We start from the raw sequence: 21,359 nt of genomic DNA, 5'->3' as shown, positions 1-21,359 counted from the left end.
AAAAATGATTCCAAATCAAAATAAAACAACCTGTCTATTTTAACCATATAAAAGAATGGTTAAAACGGACAGGCTGGGAAGTATAAGTGGGGGTATTTTATCAGATTATAACGAAGGTAGTGTGATTTCCGTTTGAAAATTATCTTCGGTAAGTTCAAGCACTTCGGCTTCGGTGTTTTTATTGGTGATCGTAAATTTGGCATCGCTACCATCTGTATTAACTTCTAAAGTGCCTTCGATTTTATATTTAGGAGTCCAATGATCTTTCCATGTGATGGCCAAGTCAATCGTATGACGCTCTCCATCTTTTTGAGCATTCAAAACAGTAGCCTTGGGTTTTGCAAAGTTGTCGCTATAAACCATACGAATAGCAGGATAGATAATGGCTGTTGCAAAATCACTAGGACGATCCCCATCTCGAGTATGGTTTTTGTATTTAATCACATCAACATCTGTGTCGGCAGTGCCACCTCCACCACCACTACGATGGTTACGGTTAGAGGAAGAACGATGAGTGCGCTTTTTCTTTTCGGGTTCTTCTTCAACATAAATAGCTTCCTCCTCATCACCCCAGTTGACATCCGAAACCAAGGTGTTAGAATCAACTTGCGTCGAATCTGTAGCATCCGTTGTATCCGAAGAACTATATTTCTTTTTACAACTTACAATCAATAAAACGGTAGATAATATTAATAGGTATCTTATCATAATAAATTAATTTAGTTTAACATCCACAGGTAAATTGCTCTGTGTTGAATGGGGGAGATTGCTTCTACGAAAAGCATATCCCTAGAAAAATAGAGCGAATCGGGCAAATTGCAAAATTTTGAGCCTTATATTAATGATTATATCAAGCGAATCGTAAAGGTTCAATATGCTATTGTTTATTGATTTACTCTTGGTATAGGCTAAACAGTTCTTACTAAGAGTGTTTAACCAGTCGTTTGGGCTGAATTGGTTTTGGTTGCCTTTAATTCTTTGTGCTGTATGCTTTTGTTGGGATGCAATAAGCGCAAATAAATAGATGATTCTAATTTAGGATAGAACTAACTTCATCTGTTTTCAAAAAAATATTACCTTTATTACACAATTTTAACATGAAGTAGTCCAATATTAACTTTTATACTTCTACTCACATGTTAAATTGATAGAACTTCATACTTCTCTTTTAAGTAAAAACGCACAATGAGACTTATAGTTACTTTTTTGTTCATTATTTTGAGTATAACTGCCATCTTTGCTCAAAATCCAACCGATAGCAATACTGTTCAGCAAGTAGATACTTTAAACAACGTTGATAGCAATTCAATTGTTCAAGCTGATCCCGAACCAACACGACCTGTTATAGATACCTTAGGGCTTTTGGATTTTGATTTACAGTTTGAAGCCAATCAGTTAACCATTATAGCTAAGAACGTTTACCGACAGTCAACCATTCCGAATCAGTTTGCCTCAACAATAGAACTCGGTGGGTCGACAAAAGTTGTTCTATTTGAAAAGGGCGTTGCTCATTTGGATTATGAGGCTTCCTATGCAGGAGAATTAGTATCTGTACGCTCAAAATACAGAGCTTGCAAAGTTAAAAATTGTGCAGATTGTGATCCATTAACTCATCCCAAAGAAGACGAAATTATTTGTCTAGACAACCAGCACACACAGTTAGTGCACGTGCAAAAATATAAAAATGGAGGCTTGCGTATTCAAGCCATTCCCTTGTGGTGGTCAATTATACCGCCACTAGTAGCCATCTTTTTAGCTTTGATTTTCCGCCAAGTATTATTGGCTTTATTTATGGGGATTTTGGCAGGAGCTTGGGTCATTGGAGGGATGCAACTAACACCCTATGGTTTGCTTAAAAGCTTCTTTAGTGTTATTGACCATTATATTATTGGAGCCTTGAATAATTCGAGCCATTTGTCCGTCATTGTATTTTCAATTATGATAGGAGGAGTGGTTGCTATTATTTCTAGAAATGGAGGAATGGCAGGTGTGGTAAAAAAGCTGGCACCTTTGGCGAAGGGCCCTAAAAGCACTCAATTTGTCGCTTGGTTGTTGGGAGTTGCTATCTTTTTCGACGATTATGCCAATAGCTTAATTGTCGGAAATACGATTCGTCCATTGACCGATAAGTACAAAATATCGAGAGAAAAATTAGCTTATATTGTCGATAGTACTGCCGCACCTATATCTGCGGTTGCTTTTATAACCACTTGGATTGGAGCAGAGTTGAACTATATCAGTGATGCAATGCCCTTGTTGTCTGGCTTGGAGAATCCTCCATCTGCGTACTCTATGTTTTTGAGTTCGTTGCCTTATTCGTTTTATTCGTTTTTTACATTGATTTTTATTCTAATCATTATTTTTACAGGAAGAGATTATGGAGGAATGTATAAAGCGGAGTGCCGCGCAAGAACAACTGGTCGTGTGTTTGATACTGAGGGAGAAGCATTAAGTGACGATGATATGGAAGAGTTAGAACCTGTGGAAGGAGCGCCACATCGTTGGATAAACGGATTCTTACCAATTTTAATGGTCGTGTTCGGAACTTTGATGGGGTTGATTGATACAGGGATGCAGGCTTCGTATAGTGCATTAGTAGAAAATGGAGTACAGGTAGCGCACAATGGATGGGGGGAAGTTTGGTCAAAAATGCAACTGCTGGAATCTTCAGGAGAGGCAGGTTTTGTTCGAAAAATGGGTATCTTAATAGGAAACTCTGACTCTTATGCCGCATTGCTTTGGGCGTCTATGTCGGCTATTGTCTTAGCATTGATTTTGACAGTAGCTCAGGGTATTATGAAACTTTCGGACGCTATTGAAACGGTTGTCGCTGGGTTCAAAACAATGATGCCAGCCTTGTTGATTTTGATTTTAGCATGGGCTTTGGCAACGACAACAGAAGAGTTATCTACCGCAGAATTTTTAACGACTACCTTGGGAGATAGTTTGAGTCCTTATATGGTTCCTGTTGTTGTGTTTATTTTGGCTGCTGTCATCGCTTTTTCAACAGGGTCAAGTTGGAGTACCATGGCTATTTTATACCCAATCGCTATTCCTCTTTGTTGGAGTATCAGCCAAAACGCAGGTTTGCCACTAGAAACGGCAATGGAGTTGCTGTATAATGTCATTGCAGTGGTTTTAGCTGCTTCTGTATTGGGCGACCATTGTTCTCCTATTTCGGATACAACCATCCTTAGCTCGCTGGCATCGAATTGTAACCATATAGATCACGTCAAAACGCAACTTCCTTATGCGTTGACAGTAGGAAGTATTAGTATTACAATGACCTATGTTTCTACGGCATTTGGTATTCCTTTTATCATCAGCTTTGTTGTTGGAATAGCCTTGATGTTTGGAGCTGTCATGCTATTTGGGAAAGAAGTCCCTAGTTCCAATTTAGAAACAATGGCAGAAAAATAACGATTACAATGAATGGATTGCTTTTAGTTATACTGATGTTTTATTCTTTGTTAAGTCTTGGGCAAGAAATAGAGCAGGCTTATCATGATAATGGACAACTTAAAGAAGAGGGAAAGGTTATTGATAATCAGCGTGAAGGGGTATGGACATTTTATCATCCGAATGGAGAAATTAGTGGCAAGGGAAATTATAAGCATAATGAGCCTGATGGCAAATGGTTATTTTATTATGATAACAAGGAAGTAGAGTTGGAAGGGTATTGGTCGAATGGGCAGCGAGAAGGTGATTTTAAATATTATTATGAAAGTGGAAAACTGCTTTCTGAAGGAAAATTTATAAATGATGCGCAAGAAGGTACTTGGAAGTATTATCACGAGCATGGACAACTGGGGAAAGAAGGTAGTTTTGAGCAAGGGGTAAAGCATGGTTCTTGGAAAACTTACTTTGGGCATGGGCAATTAAGAACAACCGAAAATTATTCGAGAGGACAATTATCTGGTGCTTGTTCTGTTTTTTATAAAAATGGAACTTTACAAGCCAGTCGATTTTTTCGAGCCGTTGCAGATGTTATTGTTAGCCCTGATTTGAATAAAGATTTGAAAGATAAATCCTATTATTGGATTGTTGAAGAAATTGATATAGAAGAAAACCGAAAAGATAAAACGTGGAAGTTGTATTATGCCAATGGGGCTTTGGAGGCAGTACAGAATTATAAAGATGGCTTAAAAGATGGCGTTTGGAGTTCTTATTACGAATTTGGAACGTTAAAAATGTCCAAGACCTATGAAAAAGGTATAGAAACAGGAGAGGTTATTTTTTACTATCCTACTGGAAAACTAAGGTCAAAAGGCTATTTGATAGATGGACTGAAAGAAAAAACTTGGACAAGTTATTATGAGAATGGCAAGGTATTGAGCGAAGAGTACTTTCTAAAGGATAAGAAAAATGGCACTTGCTCTTATTATAAAGAAAATGGTGACTTAAAAGGTACTTATCAATACAAAGAAGATAAATTATTAAAATAATATATTGCGTATACGATAGTTTGTTATTCTATTGGAAATCAATAGGGTATTAATAATTGAAACTTATGCAGTATTAGCAAAATAAGCATTAAACTAGAATGAATCAAAATATAAACACCAATACATTACCACCTTTTGCTTGTACACACAGTCCTAATTTGCCAGAGTTATTGATGCAACTCAACTGCACCATCGTAGTAAGTACTTATCAAGCAGGAAAAGTAGTCTTAGTTAGTGCTACGAATCGCAATCAATTGGTGCAGTTGCCTCGAACGTTTAAACGTGCAATGGGGATAGCCGTAAAGGACAATAAAATGGCAATAGCCACTGAAAATGAGGTGATTATTTTGGCGAATTCAAAGCGACTAGCAGAGACATATCCCGCCAAACCAAATACATATGATGCGTTGTACTTGCCTAGAGCAACGTATTATACAGGGCATTTGGATATGCATGATTTGCATTATGGAAAGGATGCTTTGTGGGGGGTGAATACTTCGTTCTCTTGTCTTTGTAAGATAGACTCGGATTATAGCTTTCGTCCTGTCTGGAAGCCTCATTTCATTGATAAATTAGCTTCAGAAGATCGCTGTCATTTAAATGGCTTAGCAATGCAAGATGGAGAACCTATCTACATTTCTGCCCTAGGTACGGGAAATACACTTCAGAGTTGGCGAGATAATATTATTGGTGGTGGAGTTTTGATGGATGTGGCCAGCAATGAAATTATTGCGAGCGGTTTGGCAATGCCACATGCGCCCCGCTTATACGATGGAAAACTTTATGTTTTATTATCAGCAAAGGAGCAGTTGGTTTGTGTAGACCCCGCAACTGGAAAATATGATGTAGTGACTCAAGTGCCAGGCTTTGTTCGAGGGATGACTAAATATGGAGAATATCTATTTATAGGAACCTCTAAACTGCGAAAAAAATCTTCTACTTTTAAGCACTTGAAAATTTCAAAGGAATCTGATGCGGCAGGAATTAAAGTTGTTCATTTGCCTTCGGGAAAGGTAGTAGCAAACTTAAATTGGTTGTCTAGTGTTGATGAAATTTACGATGTGCAAATTTTGCCGAATGCGAGTCGTCCGAATATTATCAATACTTATACTGACGCACACCAAAGAGCCTTAATGTTGCCCGATACGACTTATTGGTCTAAGTCAACACCTCCCCAAAAATAAGCGTTGAGGGAAAGATTCTGAAATGGTCAATAAAAAAATGTATGCCAATGAAAATCGAAACAGCCTTAGGGCTGTTTTTTATTTTGTCAAATTCATCTCCTCAAAAAGGGCATTACTCTTTGGAAACGAGACTTGTAATACAATCAACTATTTCTATAGCTTATTATTCATGTTATAAGAAGTATTTATCATAAAATTTTAAATTTTTAAAAACAAAACAAATAAAAAACTAGTATTTTATTTTTTAAATACATATATTGTGAAAAAAATAAAAACACAAGAATAAAAAATACCAATACTTTTTGAAAGCAGAATAATCAACTGTCTATAAAAAAGTAGTACTGTACTGATTTTATAAATACTATCAAACTCTTTTTCCTCTTTAAAGAGTATTTTCAATGTAAGTTGAATTTTTAGCACACAATTGTTACCGAAATGAAAACGGTCACTTTTAGACAATCTAAAAATGTCGTGAACGGCTTTTTTGATAAGAAATTTTATGTCCTAAAGTGCCTGAAAATTAACTAATTAAGTTTTGAGTAATTATCCTCTGGGTTTGGCAGAGTAGGATACTATTTTTTATCCATTCGCTTTATTGAAAAATCACATTAGAGCTGTTACAATTTCTATACAAGAGTTGTAATATAGCCTTAGGTGTGCCCCTTTTATTGGTTTGTATTTTAATCAATACCCTTTAATTCACTAGAATTAAAGCAGGCTATTGACGTCCTATTATAATGAATTAACTATTTATCTATCTATAAATTGTAAGTGTTTAGTCTAAGAACACCATTAACCTAATTTATTTTAATAACACATTTAACACACACTATTATGAAAGGGATTACATTAGTAAAGCTTTTTACTATTCTCGCAGTTTTACCATTATTACTTTTTTCTTGTAACAAAGATGCACCTCAACAAGTCCAAAACGTAGCAGCAGCAGAAGTAGTTACGCCTGTTAGTAATGAGGGAAAAATAATACCTAATCAATACATTGTTATTTTGAAAGATGCAGCTGTTGCGCCAGCAATATCTTATGCCAATGGACCTTTTACAGATAGAGCTGCTAAAAGCCAATTTATGAAGGAAAAATCAACGATAGTCATTGATCAGTTGAATCGTTTTTTAATTGACCAAGAAATTGATCCTACCAAAGTTCTGGCATACTATACGGCAGTAATGTCTGGGTTTGCTATTCAATTGACAGAAGCTGAGTATGAAAAATTGTCCAAAAATAACAAGGTAGCTTCTTTAGAACATGACCGTGAAGAATCTTTGCCAGATTTTAAAATTGAGAGCATAGACAACAGCGGAGCAAGAGCACAAACAACGCCTTGTGGGATTACTAGAGCAGGGGGAGCTGCGAATGCTGGAACTGCTCGATGGATTTGGATTGTAGATACTGGTATTGATTTAGACCACCCTGATTTGAATGTTCAAACATCTTATTCGGCAACATTTGCGGGAGGAACTGCAAATGATTGTAATGGGCACGGAACACATGTAGCAGGAACCGCTGCTGCTCGAAATAATTCTATCGGTGTTGTGGGAGTTGCTGCTAACGCGCCTGTTGTTGCCGTAAAAGTATTTAGTTGTAGCGGAAGTGGTTCTACTAGTGGAATTCTTAGTGGGTTAAACCATGTGGCTAGCAACGACTTGGCAGGAGATGTTGTGAATATGTCTTTGGGGGGCTACTATGGAAATGGTTGTTCTACAGGCTCTTCTTATAGAACCATCTTAAATAGCTTGAGTAATGCTGGCACTCGCGTTGCTTCTGCGGCAGGAAATAGTAGTGCTCATGCAAAATACTATCAACCAGCTTGTGTTAATGCACCAAATGTATTGACGGTTGCTTCCATGACTTGCTCTAGAAACTGGTCTTCCTTCTCCAATTACGGAAGAGGACCATGCGATTTTATTGCAACAGGTAGTAGTGTTTATTCCACTTATTTGAATGGAGGGTACGCAACATTGAGTGGTACATCTATGGCAACACCACACGTAGCAGGTATTATGCAAGTACGCAATGCGTTGCCAAGGAGCTCTGGATCGGTTTCTAACCGTGGAGCATCTTATCCCATTGCTGTTCGATAGATAGACAATTTAGACTAAATACTTACTTATGGATTATGCTTAGCTTTTTAATGTTTGACAATCAATTTGTTATTTTTTAGACTTGATGAGTGTTTTGATTGACAATCTATAATGTAGTGCCTTTGAAGAACCACCAATGATAAGGCTAAACAGAAACAAGCTACTAATCCATAACCACACTATAATAGCATAATTAAAAATGGCTGCTTCTTATTAAATTGTTAGAAGTGGTCATTTTTTTTGATAAAAAAGGCGAGGGATAACATCTATTAATTCATTGGTATTGAATAAAAAAATGATGAAGTATAGGAAAAAAGTCGTTAATTTTTTGTAAATTTATAGAATGAAAGGTAAACACTTTTCTACATGAATAATTAAACTATCACACTACACAAAATTCATTTTAGTCATGAAAGATTTTCCATTACCACGTTAAGTTAAAAAAGAGAAAATGTCCTATTTCTCGATCAATAAACACAAAAGCTATTTTGATACGATATCAAAATAGCTTTTTCTTTTTTAGGGAAATAGTGGATGGGTTAGTTGAGAATGGGAGTAGGAATTTGAGCAATAATACTATAGGTGCCACCTTGTTCTTCTAATACGTTTTTCCAAAGCTCCTTATTATCACCAAATACGTAGTCAATATGCCCATTTACTGTCATCCAAGATAATATTTTTTGTTCTTCTCTTAGTTGTCCTGCTGACCAACCAGAATATCCAACAAAGAAACGAATGTCTTTAGGTTGTATTTTCCCCATTTCAATAAACGATTTGAGTTGATCAAAATCACCTCCCCAATAAACGCCTGAAAGTACTTTGATACTATTAGGCAGTAAATCACCCTTAGTATGCAAATAATGAATGGTGTCAGTTTGGACAGGACCGCCATAGTATACTTCAGATTCAAATTCAGGGAAGCTTGAAATTAAGTCATTGATATTCATTTCAATTGGTTTGTTTAAAATAAAACCAAAAGAACCATCCTGTTGGTGATCGCACAATAAAATGACACCTCTTTTGAAGTTAGGATCCATCAAAAAAGGTTCTGCCACCAATAGTTGTCCAGATTTCAATTCTTCCTCTTTATTTCTGCTCAATGTTTTCTTAGTTTTAATGATTCGAATAAGGCAATCTGCAAATTGTTGCTGTATAGGCTTTGTTGATAAATAAAAATTAGATACAGAATTGCTAAGTTGCCCCAAAGCGAAGTTAGTAAAAAAAAAGCGTTCTTTGACAAATCGTTCCTACGTTTGTTAGAACAAGTGATGATTTTCAAAGAGTCTTTCCAAGATACAAGTACCGCTCAGTTGTAAGACACATTTCTAAGTTTTTTGTAACCTTTTAGGGACACAGCATTATTATAAATGTATAAATGATGAGCTAAATACTTCTTTAGCTATTGCTTTGGTCAAACTATCTTGTAGGGAGATGGTTTGACTTTTTTGCAAACAACCACTTTGTCTAATAATAGGTCAAACTGATGTGATTTTTTCACAAAGTAGTGCTATTAAAACAATAAAAATAGAACTGTGTTCAGTCTTAGGTGCTAAAAAAGATTCTGAATAGAGGATTTAAAGCTATTTTTTTGATGAAATGTGACTCCAATAATCAAAAAATAGTATCTTCATTATGAATTAAAAGTGAATCCCCATTTTTTGCTGCAAAGGTTTATATAAGAGTTGGTTATAGCAAGAAATAAATAAAAATTGGAACGGATGAAAAAAGAATATTTAGCACATTTTTTTCTCATATTAGAGTCTTTGTTATATGCAGGTAGCTATACTGTTGCCAATGATGCCGCTGCGTACATTTCTCCATTTGAACTAACTTTGTTGCGTGCCATTTTTGCCGCTTTGATTTTTGGAACAGTTCAATTTATTAGTGTTCGAGAAAAAGTAGATGGAAAAGACTTGCTGTTGTTGGCTGTTTGTTCATTATTTGGAATTACAATTAGTAATGTTTTGTTTTTTGGAGGTTTGGCATTAACTACTCCAATCAATGCATCACTACTGACATTAACTTCCCCTTTATTTTTGATACTATTCGCCATTATTGCTAGGGGAGAGATAGAGGTGGGAAAATTAGTAGGCGTTTTTATTGCTTCGATTGGTGGTGTTTTTTTGATTTGGGGCGATACAGGGTTGGTCAATGATGCTAAGAATCCATTATTAGGAAATATGATGGTTGGAGCTAGTGCTGGGGCATATGCTATTTATTTGACACTGATTCGTCCTTTGTTGCTCAAATATCATCCCCTAACAATTTTAAGGTGGTTGTTTACATTTGGTATGGTCTACCTGTTTCCTGTATGGGGATGGGGCTTGACCAGTATCGAATGGAGCGAATTTAATACGAATGTTTGGATTGCGTTAGGGTTTATTTTGATTTGTATTACATTTATTACCTTTTTGTTAAATACATTTGCGCTCAAAGTTTTGGATGCTTCTATTGTAAGCACCTATATTTATACCACTCCTCTTTTTACAGCTTTAATAGGGATTTTGCTGGATGGGAATAGTTCCTCTTTGAGTTTACTTATAGCAGGTATACTTATTTTATTGGGTGGATACTTGGTGTCACAAACCAATGGGGTGTTTGAGGATGCAGTGGTAGAAGAAGAAGATTTGGAAGTGAAACCTACGTTATAAAAAGAAAAAAAATAGAATTATTTTAACACAGCGGTAACATAAGTTGGTAGAGTTGCATTAAGAGCTACCAAACACAAGAAATATTCCTAGCACTTAGGTGCTAAAAGTTCCTAGGTTACCCATATAATCATAGCTAAAAATACAAACAAATAAACTAAACCTAAAGATAAGCTACTCAATTTGAGTAGCTTTTATTTTTTTATCAAAATTTGACAATAAAACACTTTTTGGGTCTCACTTTTAGCTATTCCAATGCCAGTTAGATTAAAATCCCCTTCAATATTGTTGCGATGGCTGCTGCTATCCAACCAACTATTGACAATTGATGGCGCATTTTCTTGACCAGATGCCACATTTTCGGCTACACTAGAGCCATGTAGCTTACTCAATAGTTGCTTGGCACGATCTTCAAAACCTTGGTGTCCAAAAGGTATTTTTCCTGAAGCCATAGCTTGTGCGTGTTGTGTGGCAATAGCTTGTATATGTGGATTGATTTGCAATGGGGGAAGATATTGTCCTGATCGATGTTTATTAATCAGTTTTAAGATAGCGTAGTTTAAATTAACATCTGTGGTTCCTTCTTGAGAAGGTTCTAAGGTGTCTAAATTAGTTACAGGAGCTTTGATAAAAAGCTGTGTGAAAATATTTTCATTTTGAGAATTTTTAACAATAGAAATACCTGTTAAATTGAAGTCTCCTTCAATATTATTGCGATGTCCAGAGCTATTTAGCCAACCGTCTACAACTTCTTTAGCACTCCGTTGTCCCATTGCTACATTCTCGGCAGCAGCCGAACCATTCAACACTTGAACTAGTGTATTGGCACGTTCAGAAAATCCCTCATGACCAAAGGGAATGTTTTCTTTTGCTATGTTGGTAGAGTGTTGAAAACTAGAATTTTGTATAGAGGGATGAATGCTGAGTGGAGTGAGGTTTAGGCTTGCTCTGTGTTGGTTGATTAATTCTAAAATTTCTAATTCTAAATCGGAAATATTGGTCATATTAAATGGTTTTTTATCGGATTTTGATTTCTTTTTGTAGAAAAAGGTAAAAAAATAGGATAAGGGACAACGAGATTGTGGCAAATATACGTTATTATTAGTATAAACAAATTAACACACTCAAACAAATAAAGACACTCCATGAAAATAAAAGGAACTGTAACACATCAGAATTTATCGGGTGGTTTTTGGGGAATTATAGATGAGAATGGCAATAAGTGGAAACCGCAAGAAATGCCTAAAGCATTGCAAAAAGATGGCTTAAAGGTAGTGGTAGAAGCAAAAAAAGTAGCTGGAGGTATTTCAATTTTTATGTGGGGAACTACTATAAAAATTTTGGAGTTTAATATAATGTAAAAAGTGCAACCGCTTTTATGGATTGCTTCGTTAAAAAATCAACGAAGTATTATTTATGACTATGTTCAAACAACTGTAAGAACTACAAAAAAGGTAACCTTTTGATAAAAAGGGCATTAATTAAAGAAATAGATAACACAATAGGATGAGTATGCTCACATTAATTATATTTTTGGCTTCTTTTGTTTCTTTGGCTTTTTGGTTTCTGTTTAAAGAAAACAATGAGATACGAGGAATTTTTGGAAAGCTATTCTTAAGTTCGTTTGGACTTTATTTGGGAATGGCGTTGCTAATGCCAGGAGTTGTTTCTTGGTCAACACTTGCGATCAACATTATCTTTCTGTTTGGAGCAGGCTTTTTTCTAAATACTTTTAGTAGCAGCAAGATTATTTTTATTCCTATGTTGATTTTAATGACCATAGGATACTATTGTGGTGTAAGAGGAATTGATTGGTTCCCATTTGCCGAGTCAGATGCTTTGGAACAGACAACATCAACTTCTACTAATATAGATGGTTTAGACCCTGACAATGAGTTGTTGGTAGAAGTTAGTAATGGTCATCAATTGTCCGAATTACAAACTATTATTGATCAATATCAGCTAAAGCTAGAGCCTGCTTTTGCTCTTAAAGATGGCGCAAGCACAGACTTGGACGATTATTATGCAGTTAATATCCCCACCAATCAAATTGCACATTACGATGCGATTGTTGCTACGTTTAAAGCGAGTAATTTAATTGATCATATTGAAGCGAATGAAGTGTTATCGTTGGATCCTTCAGAAAGTATAGCTAAAGATGTGCCGGCTCGCAAGAAAAAGAAATATACAGCAAATGATCCAGATGTAGAAAAAGTTTGGGGACATGAAGCCATGGATGTAGAGGCATTGTATGAATTATTGGCAACGCAAAAAATACAACCTAAGAAAAAAGCAAAAATTGCAATCATTGATACAGGGGTAGACGCAAAACACGAAGATTTAAACAGCAGCTTTGTATCTATTTCGACCGATCATAATACGGATCCTCATGGACACGGAACGCATTGTGCAGGGATTGCAGCGGCTGTTTCTAACAATGGTATAGGAATCGCTTCGTTTGCACCAACAGGCGATTTTGTAGAGGTAACTAGTGTAAAAGTATTTGGCAAATATGGCAATACAACACAACGAACAATCATTAATGGAATGTTATTGGCGGCGGATAATGGGGCAGATGTTTTGTCAATGTCTCTTGGCGGACCTGCTACAGCGCAATCTCAAAGAGCATACAAACAGGCTGTCAAGTATGCGAACAAAAAGGGAGGTATTGTAGTAGTGGCTGCTGGAAATGAAAATATAGATGCCAGAAAACGAGCACCTGCTTCTGTCGATGGAGTGATTACAGTAGCAGCATTAGCACCAGATTTGGATAAAGCAGTATTCAGCAATGATGTTAGCGGTCTAAAAATGGGAATCGCAGCTCCAGGAGTAGATATTTACTCTACTATTCCAAATAATAAATACGAATATTTTAATGGAACTTCTATGGCGACTCCCTATGTGGCGGGGTTGTTGGGGCTTATGAAATCTATTCAACCTAAGTTAACAACCGAAGAAGCCTATAAAATATTGAAACAAACAGGTCTAGAGACTCGTAATACTAAAGTTACAGGTGCGTTAATTCATCCTGCAAATGCCGTTAAAAGTTTGTTAAAGAAATAGTGTTTTTGGCAATATTTTTGCTGTATTATTGGTAATGATTAATAAGAAATTATGAAAGACACATTTATATATAACATCATCTTAACTTCCTTTGTAGCAATTTTGCTAACTGGATGTGCCAATGATGCTGCACCAGTTGCTGCTAATGATGACGATAGCGCTATTGTTAACAATGAAAACTTAGCACTGAATACTACTTCTTCAACAACTGCTATAGACGAAGAAATGACGATTTCTGTGCCAATTCAAGAACACGAAATTCGTTTGATTCGTGCCAAAAATGAACAAAAAGAAGCCAAATTGTCCGACGCTAATGTCAAAGAATTAGAATCTTGGTGGGATAGTTTGCCTAAACCTGTTCAATCTCAGATTAAATCAAACGAAATAGATATTGAAGTGGTATCTAATATTCGTACAAACGATAAAAAGGATATTAACCCTCAATTAAATGACTCACAAATAGAAAATACAGGTGAAGCTTTAGAACAAATTATTGGTTCTGAAACAGAAATGAAATATACTGTTAGTACAACCCTGATTGATGGTCAAAAAAATCCACAAGAAGGAGAACATGCAACCAATATTCGTTTGGTAAAACAAGTTCCTGTAAAATTGCAAGAGTTTACAGCAGATATTTTTCTAAGAGAAAAAAATGTTACCAATGACAATATCAAAACATTGCAATATTGGTGGACAAATCTACCACAAGATGTCCAAAACAAAATAAAAAGAAGAGAAATTATCTTAGACGTTGTTTGTCATACGGTGGAGGAGATTGATGGAAAGGCAGACTTGGTAGCAGCAGAAGACTTTTCGGCTATCATGGGTGATGTTTTGAATCGTTTGGTAGGAGTATACAAAGCTGGTTCTAAAGAGTATTCCTTGGCTCAAATTAAAACCTCTGTACAACTAGAAAAAGCAAACGCTAAAAATTTGAAATTTCCTGCTAAGGAGTATGTGAAAATTTCATTGCGTAAAAATAAAGCGTTCTTGCCCAATTCTCTATAGATGTTCTTCATGAATGAATATTGTAGGCAAGACTTTAATAACAGATTGAATGACTCTCAAGAAATTGTTTCTTGAGAGTTTTTTGTTTTAAGTTAAACTATAATCGAACTCCGATTCCCAGTTCAAATTGTTGCCAAGGCATTGCTCGGTTACTAACAACTTGATAATCTTCTCCAAATAAGTTATTGATTTGTAAGTAAAGATTTGCAGAAGTGTTTTTAAAACTAAAACGTTGATTCAAGCGCAGATACCCAACGTGGAATAGAGGTAATATTTCTGTATTAGCATTATCAATATACCGCAAGGACGTTACGCTATGCTGATACAACAAACTGGTTTGACGGTATTGAACTTGTAGTCGTATATTGGCATTGTGTGCTGGGGTATAAATAAGCTGTTTGCCAATGGTAGATTGTTCGGAGCCTTTGGTGCGAGTGCTTTGTGTAAATGCGTAATTAGCGGCCGCTTTGAATTGCCATTGTTTCCAATGAAATTTTCCTTGCACATTTAATTCCATTCCTCGTGCCCAAACTTGTTCAACGTTACTTGGTCGCCACAAGCCCGCTGTATTGGGAGACCATAAAATCCAATCGTTTACCAAATTACAAAATCCAGTTATCGTTGTTTCAATATGAAACTGTTTGAACCAAAATGGTAGACAAAGCCCCAATTCACTATTCCAACTATATTCAGGTTTTAGGTTGCTATTTCCTAATGTGTTCCAATATAAGTCATTAAACGTGGGCAAACGGTAGTTATGGGATAAGTGTAAGTTTAGTCGGAACTTTTTGTAAAAATTCCAGGTGCCTCCTAAGGATGCTGCTGGTGTAATTAGATTGTTATTGACCAACTCTTCTCTTATAGAAAACGTGCCTGCCCATTTCTTTTGGGCGCTTGTAAACTTATACGCACCAAAAAGCGCAAGTCGGTGTTGTTGTGGATCTTGAGTATAGCCTCCAGAACTGGCTTTAAAAAAGCTGTAGTTCAAGCCAAAATTGAAGTGGTGTAAATTGTTTAAATACCATTTATTTTCAATTTCAGAAATAGAACTTAATATCTTACTCAAGGAGTTAACAGCATCACTTTGAAAATGCAGGGATTCTAAGAATAGGGCGGATCGAGCTTTCCAAACTTGCGTATCAAAATAGGTTTTCCAATGAGCAACCAATCGCAATGCTTCATCTTTTTGAAAATCATTACTACTGCTCAATAATAAAGGGGGAGGAATTTGACGTTTGCTGTCTTGATACCACGCTTTGATTCCCAATTGATGCTTCTTAAACTTGACATTGTGCTCTTGCAAAATCCCCCATTGTTGCAAACGAGCGTTGGTTTGCTCTTTGATAGGCTTAGGAAAACCAAAGGCATTAATATCTTTAAATAGATAATTGTTTTTAGCATTATGATAAAAAGAACGAATACTGCCCGAATACCAATGATTGCTGTAACTTAAGTTGAATTGTTGACCAATATCCTCAAAAGAACCTCCGTGCAAATTCCCTTCAAAATGCCAGCCTCTACCAAATTTTGAATTGGTTCCAAGGTGCAAGGCGCCTCCAATAGAACTATTGCCAAATAAGGCAGATTCGCCACCATACTGAATGTCTACATAGTCTACAAAAACAGCAGGAAGTAAGGAAATATCAGCTTGACCCAACATGGGGCTTTGGATGTTAAAGCCTTCCCATAAAACAGCGGTATGGCTAGCACCACCACCTCGTCCAGATAGGCTGCTAATACCACTTGGGCCATAGTTTTTGACAAAAAAAGTACTCTCTAATTGAAGTACTTGCGCTAAATTTCGACTACTATAAGTACTTAAAACTTCTTTGCCTAAGTGTTTGGTATTGTGTCCTAGCCCAAAGTCGGGCAAGCGACTTTTTTCAAGAATAATCGTATCACTATGATCGGTTAAGATGGTACTGTCTTGTTGTGCCATAATAGGAGTACTCAAGAAAAGTAAACACCATAAAATTAAATAGAATTGCATCCCTGTTGTTTTTGTATGTGCAAAACTAGGGATTTTATAAACAGTTTTAGGATACTGATGGGCTAATTTTTGACTTTTTTACAAATTCTATAGAAGCGTTTTTATGTCGGCAATCTATTCAGGAATCATCAAGGTGTAATCACGATAGGACATACCGCCCCAGATTCCCAAACCACCTTTAATGTTGGACTCAATACGAGTGTAGGTGCCAAAAGGTCCTTGAGAACCTGAATTATACTCTAGTGTTTGCCAAAATCGGAAGTGGGCATAATCAATGTTTGCCGCACGAAAAGTAACCGTATCGCCCCGCCAAAAATAACCAAAAGTATCAAAGTCAAAATCTCCAAAAGGATCTTGCCCACGAATAACTCCAAAGCTAAATTCTTGCCCATCAAAGATATTATCGTCACTCACCGACCCGTTGGTGCCTCGTGTACTAGAAGGGTAAAAAGGTTCGTTATTTCGTTTGGAAAAACCTCTATAATAATTGGGACCAACTGGATCTTTGAAATGAGCAGCTACTTCTACTAACGAATCATTGGCTGGATAGCTAGGATGGTTGATATAGGTCAGAGAATCTACGATAACAGCGTAAGGAATGGTTGTCGTAGCGGTGACAGTATTAAAATCATCTGTTTTAATTTCTAAATCATAACTTCCTCCTTCTTTTACATCGACTCCCAAGCCAACAATCCCCAATAAATCGGTATAGACACAAATATCAAATCCTGTAGAGTCAAAGTTGTTGGGTATTCCGATAGCTTGAAGGATTGCATCTCGAAGAAAGGGGGGGAGTGCCTGAAGATCGCTTACGCATAGTTCTTGTAATTGCACTTTGTTATTGCCATCCGAAATGCTAACTTCTGCATCATGGACAAAAATATCAGTTAAAATATCACTGCCAATCGTTGAGGAATATTCAATGCTTTTGGTTAGAATGACATAAGGCGGTAATGCTCCTGGACCTACACTAATATAACCTTCTACAACAAGCTCTGGACCGTCGTAGGTAGTTTCAGGGATGAATTCTTTTTCGCAAGCCGTTGATAAAATGAATAGCAAAAAAAGACTAAGAATAGGTATGATTTTCATGAATGCTGTTTGGTGATACTCTGTAAAAAAAACTTGTATTAAAATTAATACTTTTAAACCAACATTGTTCACACTAAACTGTTAATTAATCGTTTTTATTAGCAGCTAGCAAAGTACTAGAACGTGAAATAAAATATAAGGGCATACAAAATCCAATGTAGAAATAGCAAACTGTAATATAGCTTTCTATTAGAATGTTGAAAATAATACGCAATAATTAAGCACAGAGTGCCATACCAACCCAGCAATGTCCCTAACCTTATGAAAATATTTAGGTTAATAGGAATACTTTGGTACGTGTCGTACATGAAAGTGCCACCTATGATGATTACCCAACATAAAATAGGAATAAGTACGGCTTTTGAAATGGATTGGTGAAATAGTTCGTACAAACGTCCCTGCAAATAGTAATTGGAAAAAATAACCAAGCCTTCTAGGACAAAAAGTAATAGGACAGGTCTGATTGGAAATTTTATTGTATCTTGAAATTGGTTTAATAGGCTAAATAAACCAAACGTTTCAAATATTGTCGTATAGATAACAATACTGAAAATTAAGAGTATAAAATAAATGAAAAAAGTAATTCCTAGTTGCCTAAAACTAGGAGGTGTGTTGAGATTCGTAGAGCTTAGATGTTCGTCGAGTTGTTCCATTGTTTTGGTCGATTTCTTAGATGAGATGCAAAGGACAATTGTATCTTTATTGAAATATGAAAGAGTGGTTGATTATTATATCTATGTTATAGTAGTTCGTTGATTAGTTCGCTACGCTCATGAGGGCGCAAGCTTAGTTTTTTACTTTTTTACCAAAAAGATAAAAAAGCACATTTATATTAGTTTGATAATCAAAATTTTAACACAAAACGCAACAAAGACGCAACTTGCTGATTATCAAACTAATAAAGTTTTTCAACGAACTATTGATGTTAAGAACAGAACGATTATTACTTTTTATTGTTAATAATAATGTTTTAAGGGGTATTATTATACCTATGCAATAATACGAATAAAACCTATAAGCATAACATGTAATTTCAAACTTTGAACAACTAGAAAACGGTCAATAATGAAAAAAATAAATAAGACAGAAGCAGAATGGAAAAATCAACTTTCTGACTTAGAGTATAACGTATTGAGACAAGCTGGCACTGAACGAGCTTTTACAGGAGCGTATTATAATCATGAAGAAGAAGGGACGTATTTGTGTAATGCTTGCAAAACACCTTTGTTTGATTCTACCAATAAGTATCATTCAGGATGTGGCTGGCCTTCTTTTTGGGGAGAGTTAGAAACGGCGAACATTACGCAACGAGCAGATAATAGCCATGGTATGCGACGAGTGGAGTTGGTTTGTTCTACCTGTGAAAGTCATTTGGGGCATATTTTCAACGATGGTCCTCCACCAACAGGCGTGCGTTATTGTATCAATTCTGTATCTTTGGATTTTGTGCCTAAAAAATAATACCATGCAACGAGTCATAGACATTCAAAATGTCAAAAAAAGTTACCAAATGGGGGAGCAAGTTGTGCATGCGCTTCGAGGGGTAACATTGAATATTAAACGCAACGAATATGTAGCTTTGATGGGACCATCAGGATCAGGTAAATCAACCTTGATGAATATGTTAGGTTGTTTAGACACTCCTTCTGCGGGTACTTATCTGTTGAACAATCAAAATGTATCTACTTTGGTAGATGATGAATTAGCAGAGATTCGAAACAAAGAGATTGGTTTTGTCTTTCAGACCTTTAATTTAATCCCAAGATTGTCTTCTTTAGAAAATGTAGCTTTGCCTTTGGTTTACTCTGGTATGAAAAAATCAGATCGTTTGGCGAAAGCTCAAGCGGTATTAGAATCGGTAGGACTAGGAGATCGAGTGCATCACAAACCTAATGAATTGTCTGGTGGACAGCGACAACGAGTGGCAGTAGCTAGAGCTTTGGTCAATAATCCATCAATTATTCTAGCAGATGAGCCAACAGGAAATTTAGACTCAAAAACCTCTATTGAAATAATGGCTTTGTTTGAAGAAATTCATAACAATGGAAATACCGTTATTTTGGTAACACACGAACCTGATATTGCCGAACATGCTCATCGGATTATTCGTTTGAAAGATGGTGAAATTGAAAGTGATATTTTGAACCAAGAAATTATTAGTGCTATTAAAAAGTAGCTATATTGTTTTAGCCAAACTTCTAAAACCTTTATATACAATTAACAAACATCCATGAATAGCTTATTTTTGCAATTGAGTAACGAGCCTGCTTTGCACGAAGCACCGTTAACCTATCTAATATTGGCCATTACAATTTATACCTCTTATCGGTATATGGAAGACTCCGACGAAAAACGTCGCATGTTGTTTAATGCGTATGCCATTGATAAATACAATCAGTGGTATCGTTTTTTTAGTCATGGACTCATTCACAAGGATTGGGTGCATCTAGGACTCAATAGTTTTGTGCTGTATATGTTTGGAGGACAATTGGAAATGGATTTGAAGAGTACAAGATATTTTGGTCCATTGATGGGACCAATTTTATACCTTACACTATATCTCACGGGATTAGCCATGTCGTCTGTCTATTCATTTTACAAACATAGATATAGTTCTTCTTATAACGCTCTAGGAGCTTCAGGAGCCGTTTCTAGTGTTGTGTTTGCTACTATTTTATTGAGTCCATTAGGAGGAATTGGAATCATTTTTATACCAATAAGAATTCCTGCTTTTATATTTGGTGGCTTGTATTTGGCTTATTCGGCTTACAAAAGTAAGCAAGGTAACGACAACATTGGGCATGATGCGCACTATTGGGGATCGGTATGGGGATTTGTTTTTTTATTGATATTTCAACCCAAATTGTTATTGGATTTTATAGATCAAATAAAACTTTATCTTAGTACGATATTTTAATCAAAAAATACCTCTTGAGCCATTTTAAAAGTATTGCAATGGGCATCGACAATATGTGCTAATTTGGGAGAATAGCCACCTCCCATACTAACGGCGACAGGAATGTTGGCTGCTTTGCAATATTCAAAAACGAGCTGATCTCGTATTTTACACCCTTCAATGCTCAAGCTCAAACGACCTAATTTGTCAGAAGCTAAGACATCAACACCAGACAAATAAAACACCAAATCAGGTTGAACTTCTTCTAATAACCGAGGAATGTAAGCACGAACCAAGTCTAGGTAAGGCTCGTCTTTCAGACCATCTTCGAGTGGAATATCTAAGTCTGAGTTTTCTTTTTGGAGCGGATAATTTTTAGCGCCATGCATAGAAAAAGTAAATACTCTTGGCTCTTGTTCAAAAATCTTGGCAGTACCATTACCTTGGTGAACATCTAGATCAATAATCAAAATTTGTTGTGCCAATTGATTGTCTAGGAGATAATTAGAAGCAATCGCAAAGTCGTTTAATACACAGAAACCTTCGCCTCTATCACGAAAAGAGTGGTGCGTGCCTCCCGCAACATTCATCGCAACACCATATTGTTTTGCATACAACGCACAGTCGATGGTTCCTTGCGCAATCACTCGACCTCGATCAATCAAACTTTTGCGAATAGGAAAACCAATTTTTCGGGCAGCTTTAGGGCTAATACTGAGTTCCTTTAAGCTTTGCCAATAGGCTTTGTCGTGCGTGCGCAAAATCCAAGTTTCTTCTAAGGGTTGGGGCTCAAAAAAATGCTCTTGCTCTATAATGCCTTGATGTAATAATTGGGCTGGAATGAGTTCGTATTTAGACATCGGAAAACGATGTCCTTCGGGAAGAGTGTATTTATAAATAGAAGAAAAGGCAATTTTAAGCATTGATTTTGAAGGA

At 36.2% G+C, this 21,359-nt stretch carries 18 protein-coding genes; 11 read left to right on the top strand and 7 right to left on the bottom strand.

Translation table 11 applies throughout. From position 1 onward, the window contains the following. Positions 1-105: 105 nt before the first annotated feature. The gene (locus tag CG11_RS01865; RefSeq protein ID WP_052592538.1) at positions 106-708 is read right to left on the bottom strand and encodes a hypothetical protein; all 603 of its coding nucleotides are present in this window, start codon (positions 706-708) and stop codon (positions 106-108) included. Between the two features lie 477 nt (positions 709-1,185). Here CG11_RS01865 and CG11_RS01860 point away from each other — a divergent pair, with 477 nt between their 5' ends. The 4 genes from CG11_RS01860 (at position 1,186) to CG11_RS01845 (ending at position 7,726) form a co-directional block, all read left to right on the top strand. After that, complete coding sequence (locus CG11_RS01860; protein ID WP_052592536.1) at positions 1,186-3,420, top strand: Na+/H+ antiporter NhaC family protein; 2,235 nt, start codon at positions 1,186-1,188, stop codon at positions 3,418-3,420. 8 nt (positions 3,421-3,428) lie between these two features. Further along, positions 3,429-4,445 carry a toxin-antitoxin system YwqK family antitoxin gene (locus tag CG11_RS01855; protein ID WP_052592534.1) on the top strand — a complete coding sequence of 339 codons (1,017 nt, stop codon included), beginning with the start codon at positions 3,429-3,431 and terminating at the stop codon, positions 4,443-4,445. 98 nt (positions 4,446-4,543) lie between these two features. Then, positions 4,544-5,629, top strand: a complete 1,086-nt coding sequence (locus tag CG11_RS01850; RefSeq protein ID WP_052592532.1) for a TIGR03032 family protein — start codon at positions 4,544-4,546, stop codon at positions 5,627-5,629. Between the two features lie 834 nt (positions 5,630-6,463). Next, a complete protein-coding gene (locus CG11_RS01845; RefSeq protein ID WP_052592529.1) occupies positions 6,464-7,726 on the top strand; it encodes a S8 family serine peptidase in 1,263 nt (420 codons plus the stop codon). A 539-nt stretch (positions 7,727-8,265) separates the two neighbouring features. Here CG11_RS01845 and CG11_RS01840 read toward each other — a convergent pair. After that, positions 8,266-8,826: a YqgE/AlgH family protein gene (locus tag CG11_RS01840; protein ID WP_231512750.1), complete on the bottom strand. Its 561-nt coding sequence runs from the start codon at positions 8,824-8,826 to the stop codon at positions 8,266-8,268. Positions 8,827-9,444: 618 nt separating this feature from the next. Here CG11_RS01840 and CG11_RS01835 point away from each other — a divergent pair. Continuing rightward, entirely contained in the window at positions 9,445-10,377 is a 933-nt protein-coding gene (locus tag CG11_RS01835; protein WP_052592527.1) for a DMT family transporter, read from the top strand. A gap of 191 nt (positions 10,378-10,568) precedes the next feature. Here the strand turns inward: CG11_RS01835 and CG11_RS01830 are convergent, their stop codons facing one another. Next, positions 10,569-11,378, bottom strand: a complete 810-nt coding sequence (locus CG11_RS01830; protein WP_052592526.1) for a CAP domain-containing protein — start codon at positions 11,376-11,378, stop codon at positions 10,569-10,571. Between the two features lie 141 nt (positions 11,379-11,519). Between CG11_RS01830 and CG11_RS01825 the strand changes: the two genes are divergently transcribed. From CG11_RS01825 to CG11_RS01815, 3 genes are all read left to right on the top strand, one after another. After that, complete coding sequence (locus CG11_RS01825; RefSeq protein ID WP_052592524.1) at positions 11,520-11,735, top strand: hypothetical protein; 216 nt, start codon at positions 11,520-11,522, stop codon at positions 11,733-11,735. Positions 11,736-11,886: 151 nt separating this feature from the next. Further along, positions 11,887-13,437, top strand: coding sequence for a S8 family serine peptidase (locus CG11_RS01820; protein ID WP_052592522.1), 1,551 nt, complete (start codon positions 11,887-11,889; stop codon positions 13,435-13,437). Between the two features lie 51 nt (positions 13,438-13,488). Next, the gene (locus tag CG11_RS01815; protein ID WP_052592520.1) at positions 13,489-14,445 is read left to right on the top strand and encodes a hypothetical protein; all 957 of its coding nucleotides are present in this window, start codon (positions 13,489-13,491) and stop codon (positions 14,443-14,445) included. A 97-nt stretch (positions 14,446-14,542) separates the two neighbouring features. Here the strand turns inward: CG11_RS01815 and CG11_RS01810 are convergent, their stop codons facing one another. The 3 genes from CG11_RS01810 to CG11_RS01800 all read right to left on the bottom strand — a co-directional run bounded on the left by CG11_RS01810 (position 14,543) and on the right by CG11_RS01800 (position 18,180). Beyond that, entirely contained in the window at positions 14,543-16,435 is a 1,893-nt protein-coding gene (locus CG11_RS01810) for a TonB-dependent siderophore receptor (RefSeq protein WP_052592518.1), read from the bottom strand. Positions 16,436-16,549: 114 nt separating this feature from the next. After that, positions 16,550-17,527 carry a DUF4249 domain-containing protein gene (locus CG11_RS01805; RefSeq protein ID WP_052592583.1) on the bottom strand — a complete coding sequence of 326 codons (978 nt, stop codon included), beginning with the start codon at positions 17,525-17,527 and terminating at the stop codon, positions 16,550-16,552. A 116-nt stretch (positions 17,528-17,643) separates the two neighbouring features. Beyond that, the gene (locus CG11_RS01800; protein WP_052592515.1) at positions 17,644-18,180 is read right to left on the bottom strand and encodes a hypothetical protein; all 537 of its coding nucleotides are present in this window, start codon (positions 18,178-18,180) and stop codon (positions 17,644-17,646) included. A 412-nt stretch (positions 18,181-18,592) separates the two neighbouring features. Here CG11_RS01800 and msrB point away from each other — a divergent pair, with 412 nt between their 5' ends. Genes msrB through CG11_RS01785 form a run of 3 tightly spaced genes read left to right on the top strand, consistent with a single transcriptional unit; the run spans position 18,593 to position 20,444 of the window. Further along, positions 18,593-18,988, top strand: a complete 396-nt coding sequence (gene msrB / locus CG11_RS01795; protein WP_052592514.1) for a peptide-methionine (R)-S-oxide reductase MsrB — start codon at positions 18,593-18,595, stop codon at positions 18,986-18,988. Between the two features lie 4 nt (positions 18,989-18,992). Next, positions 18,993-19,703 (top strand): ABC transporter ATP-binding protein, encoded by a 711-nt coding sequence (locus CG11_RS01790; protein ID WP_052592512.1) that lies wholly within the window; start codon positions 18,993-18,995, stop codon positions 19,701-19,703. A gap of 54 nt (positions 19,704-19,757) precedes the next feature. After that, positions 19,758-20,444, top strand: a complete 687-nt coding sequence (locus CG11_RS01785; protein ID WP_052592510.1) for a rhomboid family intramembrane serine protease — start codon at positions 19,758-19,760, stop codon at positions 20,442-20,444. Here the strand turns inward: CG11_RS01785 and CG11_RS01780 are convergent. Then, a complete protein-coding gene (locus CG11_RS01780) occupies positions 20,441-21,346 on the bottom strand; it encodes a histone deacetylase (RefSeq protein WP_052592508.1) in 906 nt (301 codons plus the stop codon). The two genes, CG11_RS01785 and CG11_RS01780, sit on opposite strands and share 4 nt — an antisense overlap. Between the last annotated feature and the right edge of the window lie 13 nt (positions 21,347-21,359).

Origin of the sequence: Aureispira sp. CCB-QB1, from assembly GCF_000724545.1 — a bacterium.
GTDB lineage: Bacteria > Bacteroidota > Bacteroidia > Chitinophagales > Saprospiraceae > Aureispira.
The sequence above is the reverse complement of the archived record's forward strand: the minus strand, read 5'-3'. Positions and strand labels throughout refer to the sequence as shown.

Coding starts and splice junctions, on each gene's coding strand:
- CG11_RS01865 (WP_052592538.1), bottom strand. CDS start 708: ATGATAAGATACCTATTAATATTATCTACCGTTTTATTGATTGTAAGT.
- CG11_RS01860 (WP_052592536.1), top strand. CDS start 1,186: ATGAGACTTATAGTTACTTTTTTGTTCATTATTTTGAGTATAACTGCC.
- CG11_RS01855 (WP_052592534.1), top strand. CDS start 3,429: ATGAATGGATTGCTTTTAGTTATACTGATGTTTTATTCTTTGTTAAGT.
- CG11_RS01850 (WP_052592532.1), top strand. CDS start 4,544: ATGAATCAAAATATAAACACCAATACATTACCACCTTTTGCTTGTACA.
- CG11_RS01845 (WP_052592529.1), top strand. CDS start 6,464: ATGAAAGGGATTACATTAGTAAAGCTTTTTACTATTCTCGCAGTTTTA.
- CG11_RS01835 (WP_052592527.1), top strand. CDS start 9,445: ATGAAAAAAGAATATTTAGCACATTTTTTTCTCATATTAGAGTCTTTG.
- CG11_RS01830 (WP_052592526.1), bottom strand. CDS start 11,378: ATGACCAATATTTCCGATTTAGAATTAGAAATTTTAGAATTAATCAAC.
- CG11_RS01825 (WP_052592524.1), top strand. CDS start 11,520: ATGAAAATAAAAGGAACTGTAACACATCAGAATTTATCGGGTGGTTTT.
- CG11_RS01820 (WP_052592522.1), top strand. CDS start 11,887: ATGCTCACATTAATTATATTTTTGGCTTCTTTTGTTTCTTTGGCTTTT.
- CG11_RS01815 (WP_052592520.1), top strand. CDS start 13,489: ATGAAAGACACATTTATATATAACATCATCTTAACTTCCTTTGTAGCA.
- CG11_RS01810 (WP_052592518.1), bottom strand. CDS start 16,435: ATGCAATTCTATTTAATTTTATGGTGTTTACTTTTCTTGAGTACTCCT.
- CG11_RS01805 (WP_052592583.1), bottom strand. CDS start 17,527: ATGAAAATCATACCTATTCTTAGTCTTTTTTTGCTATTCATTTTATCA.
- CG11_RS01800 (WP_052592515.1), bottom strand. CDS start 18,180: ATGGAACAACTCGACGAACATCTAAGCTCTACGAATCTCAACACACCT.
- msrB (WP_052592514.1), top strand. CDS start 18,593: ATGAAAAAAATAAATAAGACAGAAGCAGAATGGAAAAATCAACTTTCT.
- CG11_RS01790 (WP_052592512.1), top strand. CDS start 18,993: ATGCAACGAGTCATAGACATTCAAAATGTCAAAAAAAGTTACCAAATG.
- CG11_RS01785 (WP_052592510.1), top strand. CDS start 19,758: ATGAATAGCTTATTTTTGCAATTGAGTAACGAGCCTGCTTTGCACGAA.
- CG11_RS01780 (WP_052592508.1), bottom strand. CDS start 21,346: ATGCTTAAAATTGCCTTTTCTTCTATTTATAAATACACTCTTCCCGAA.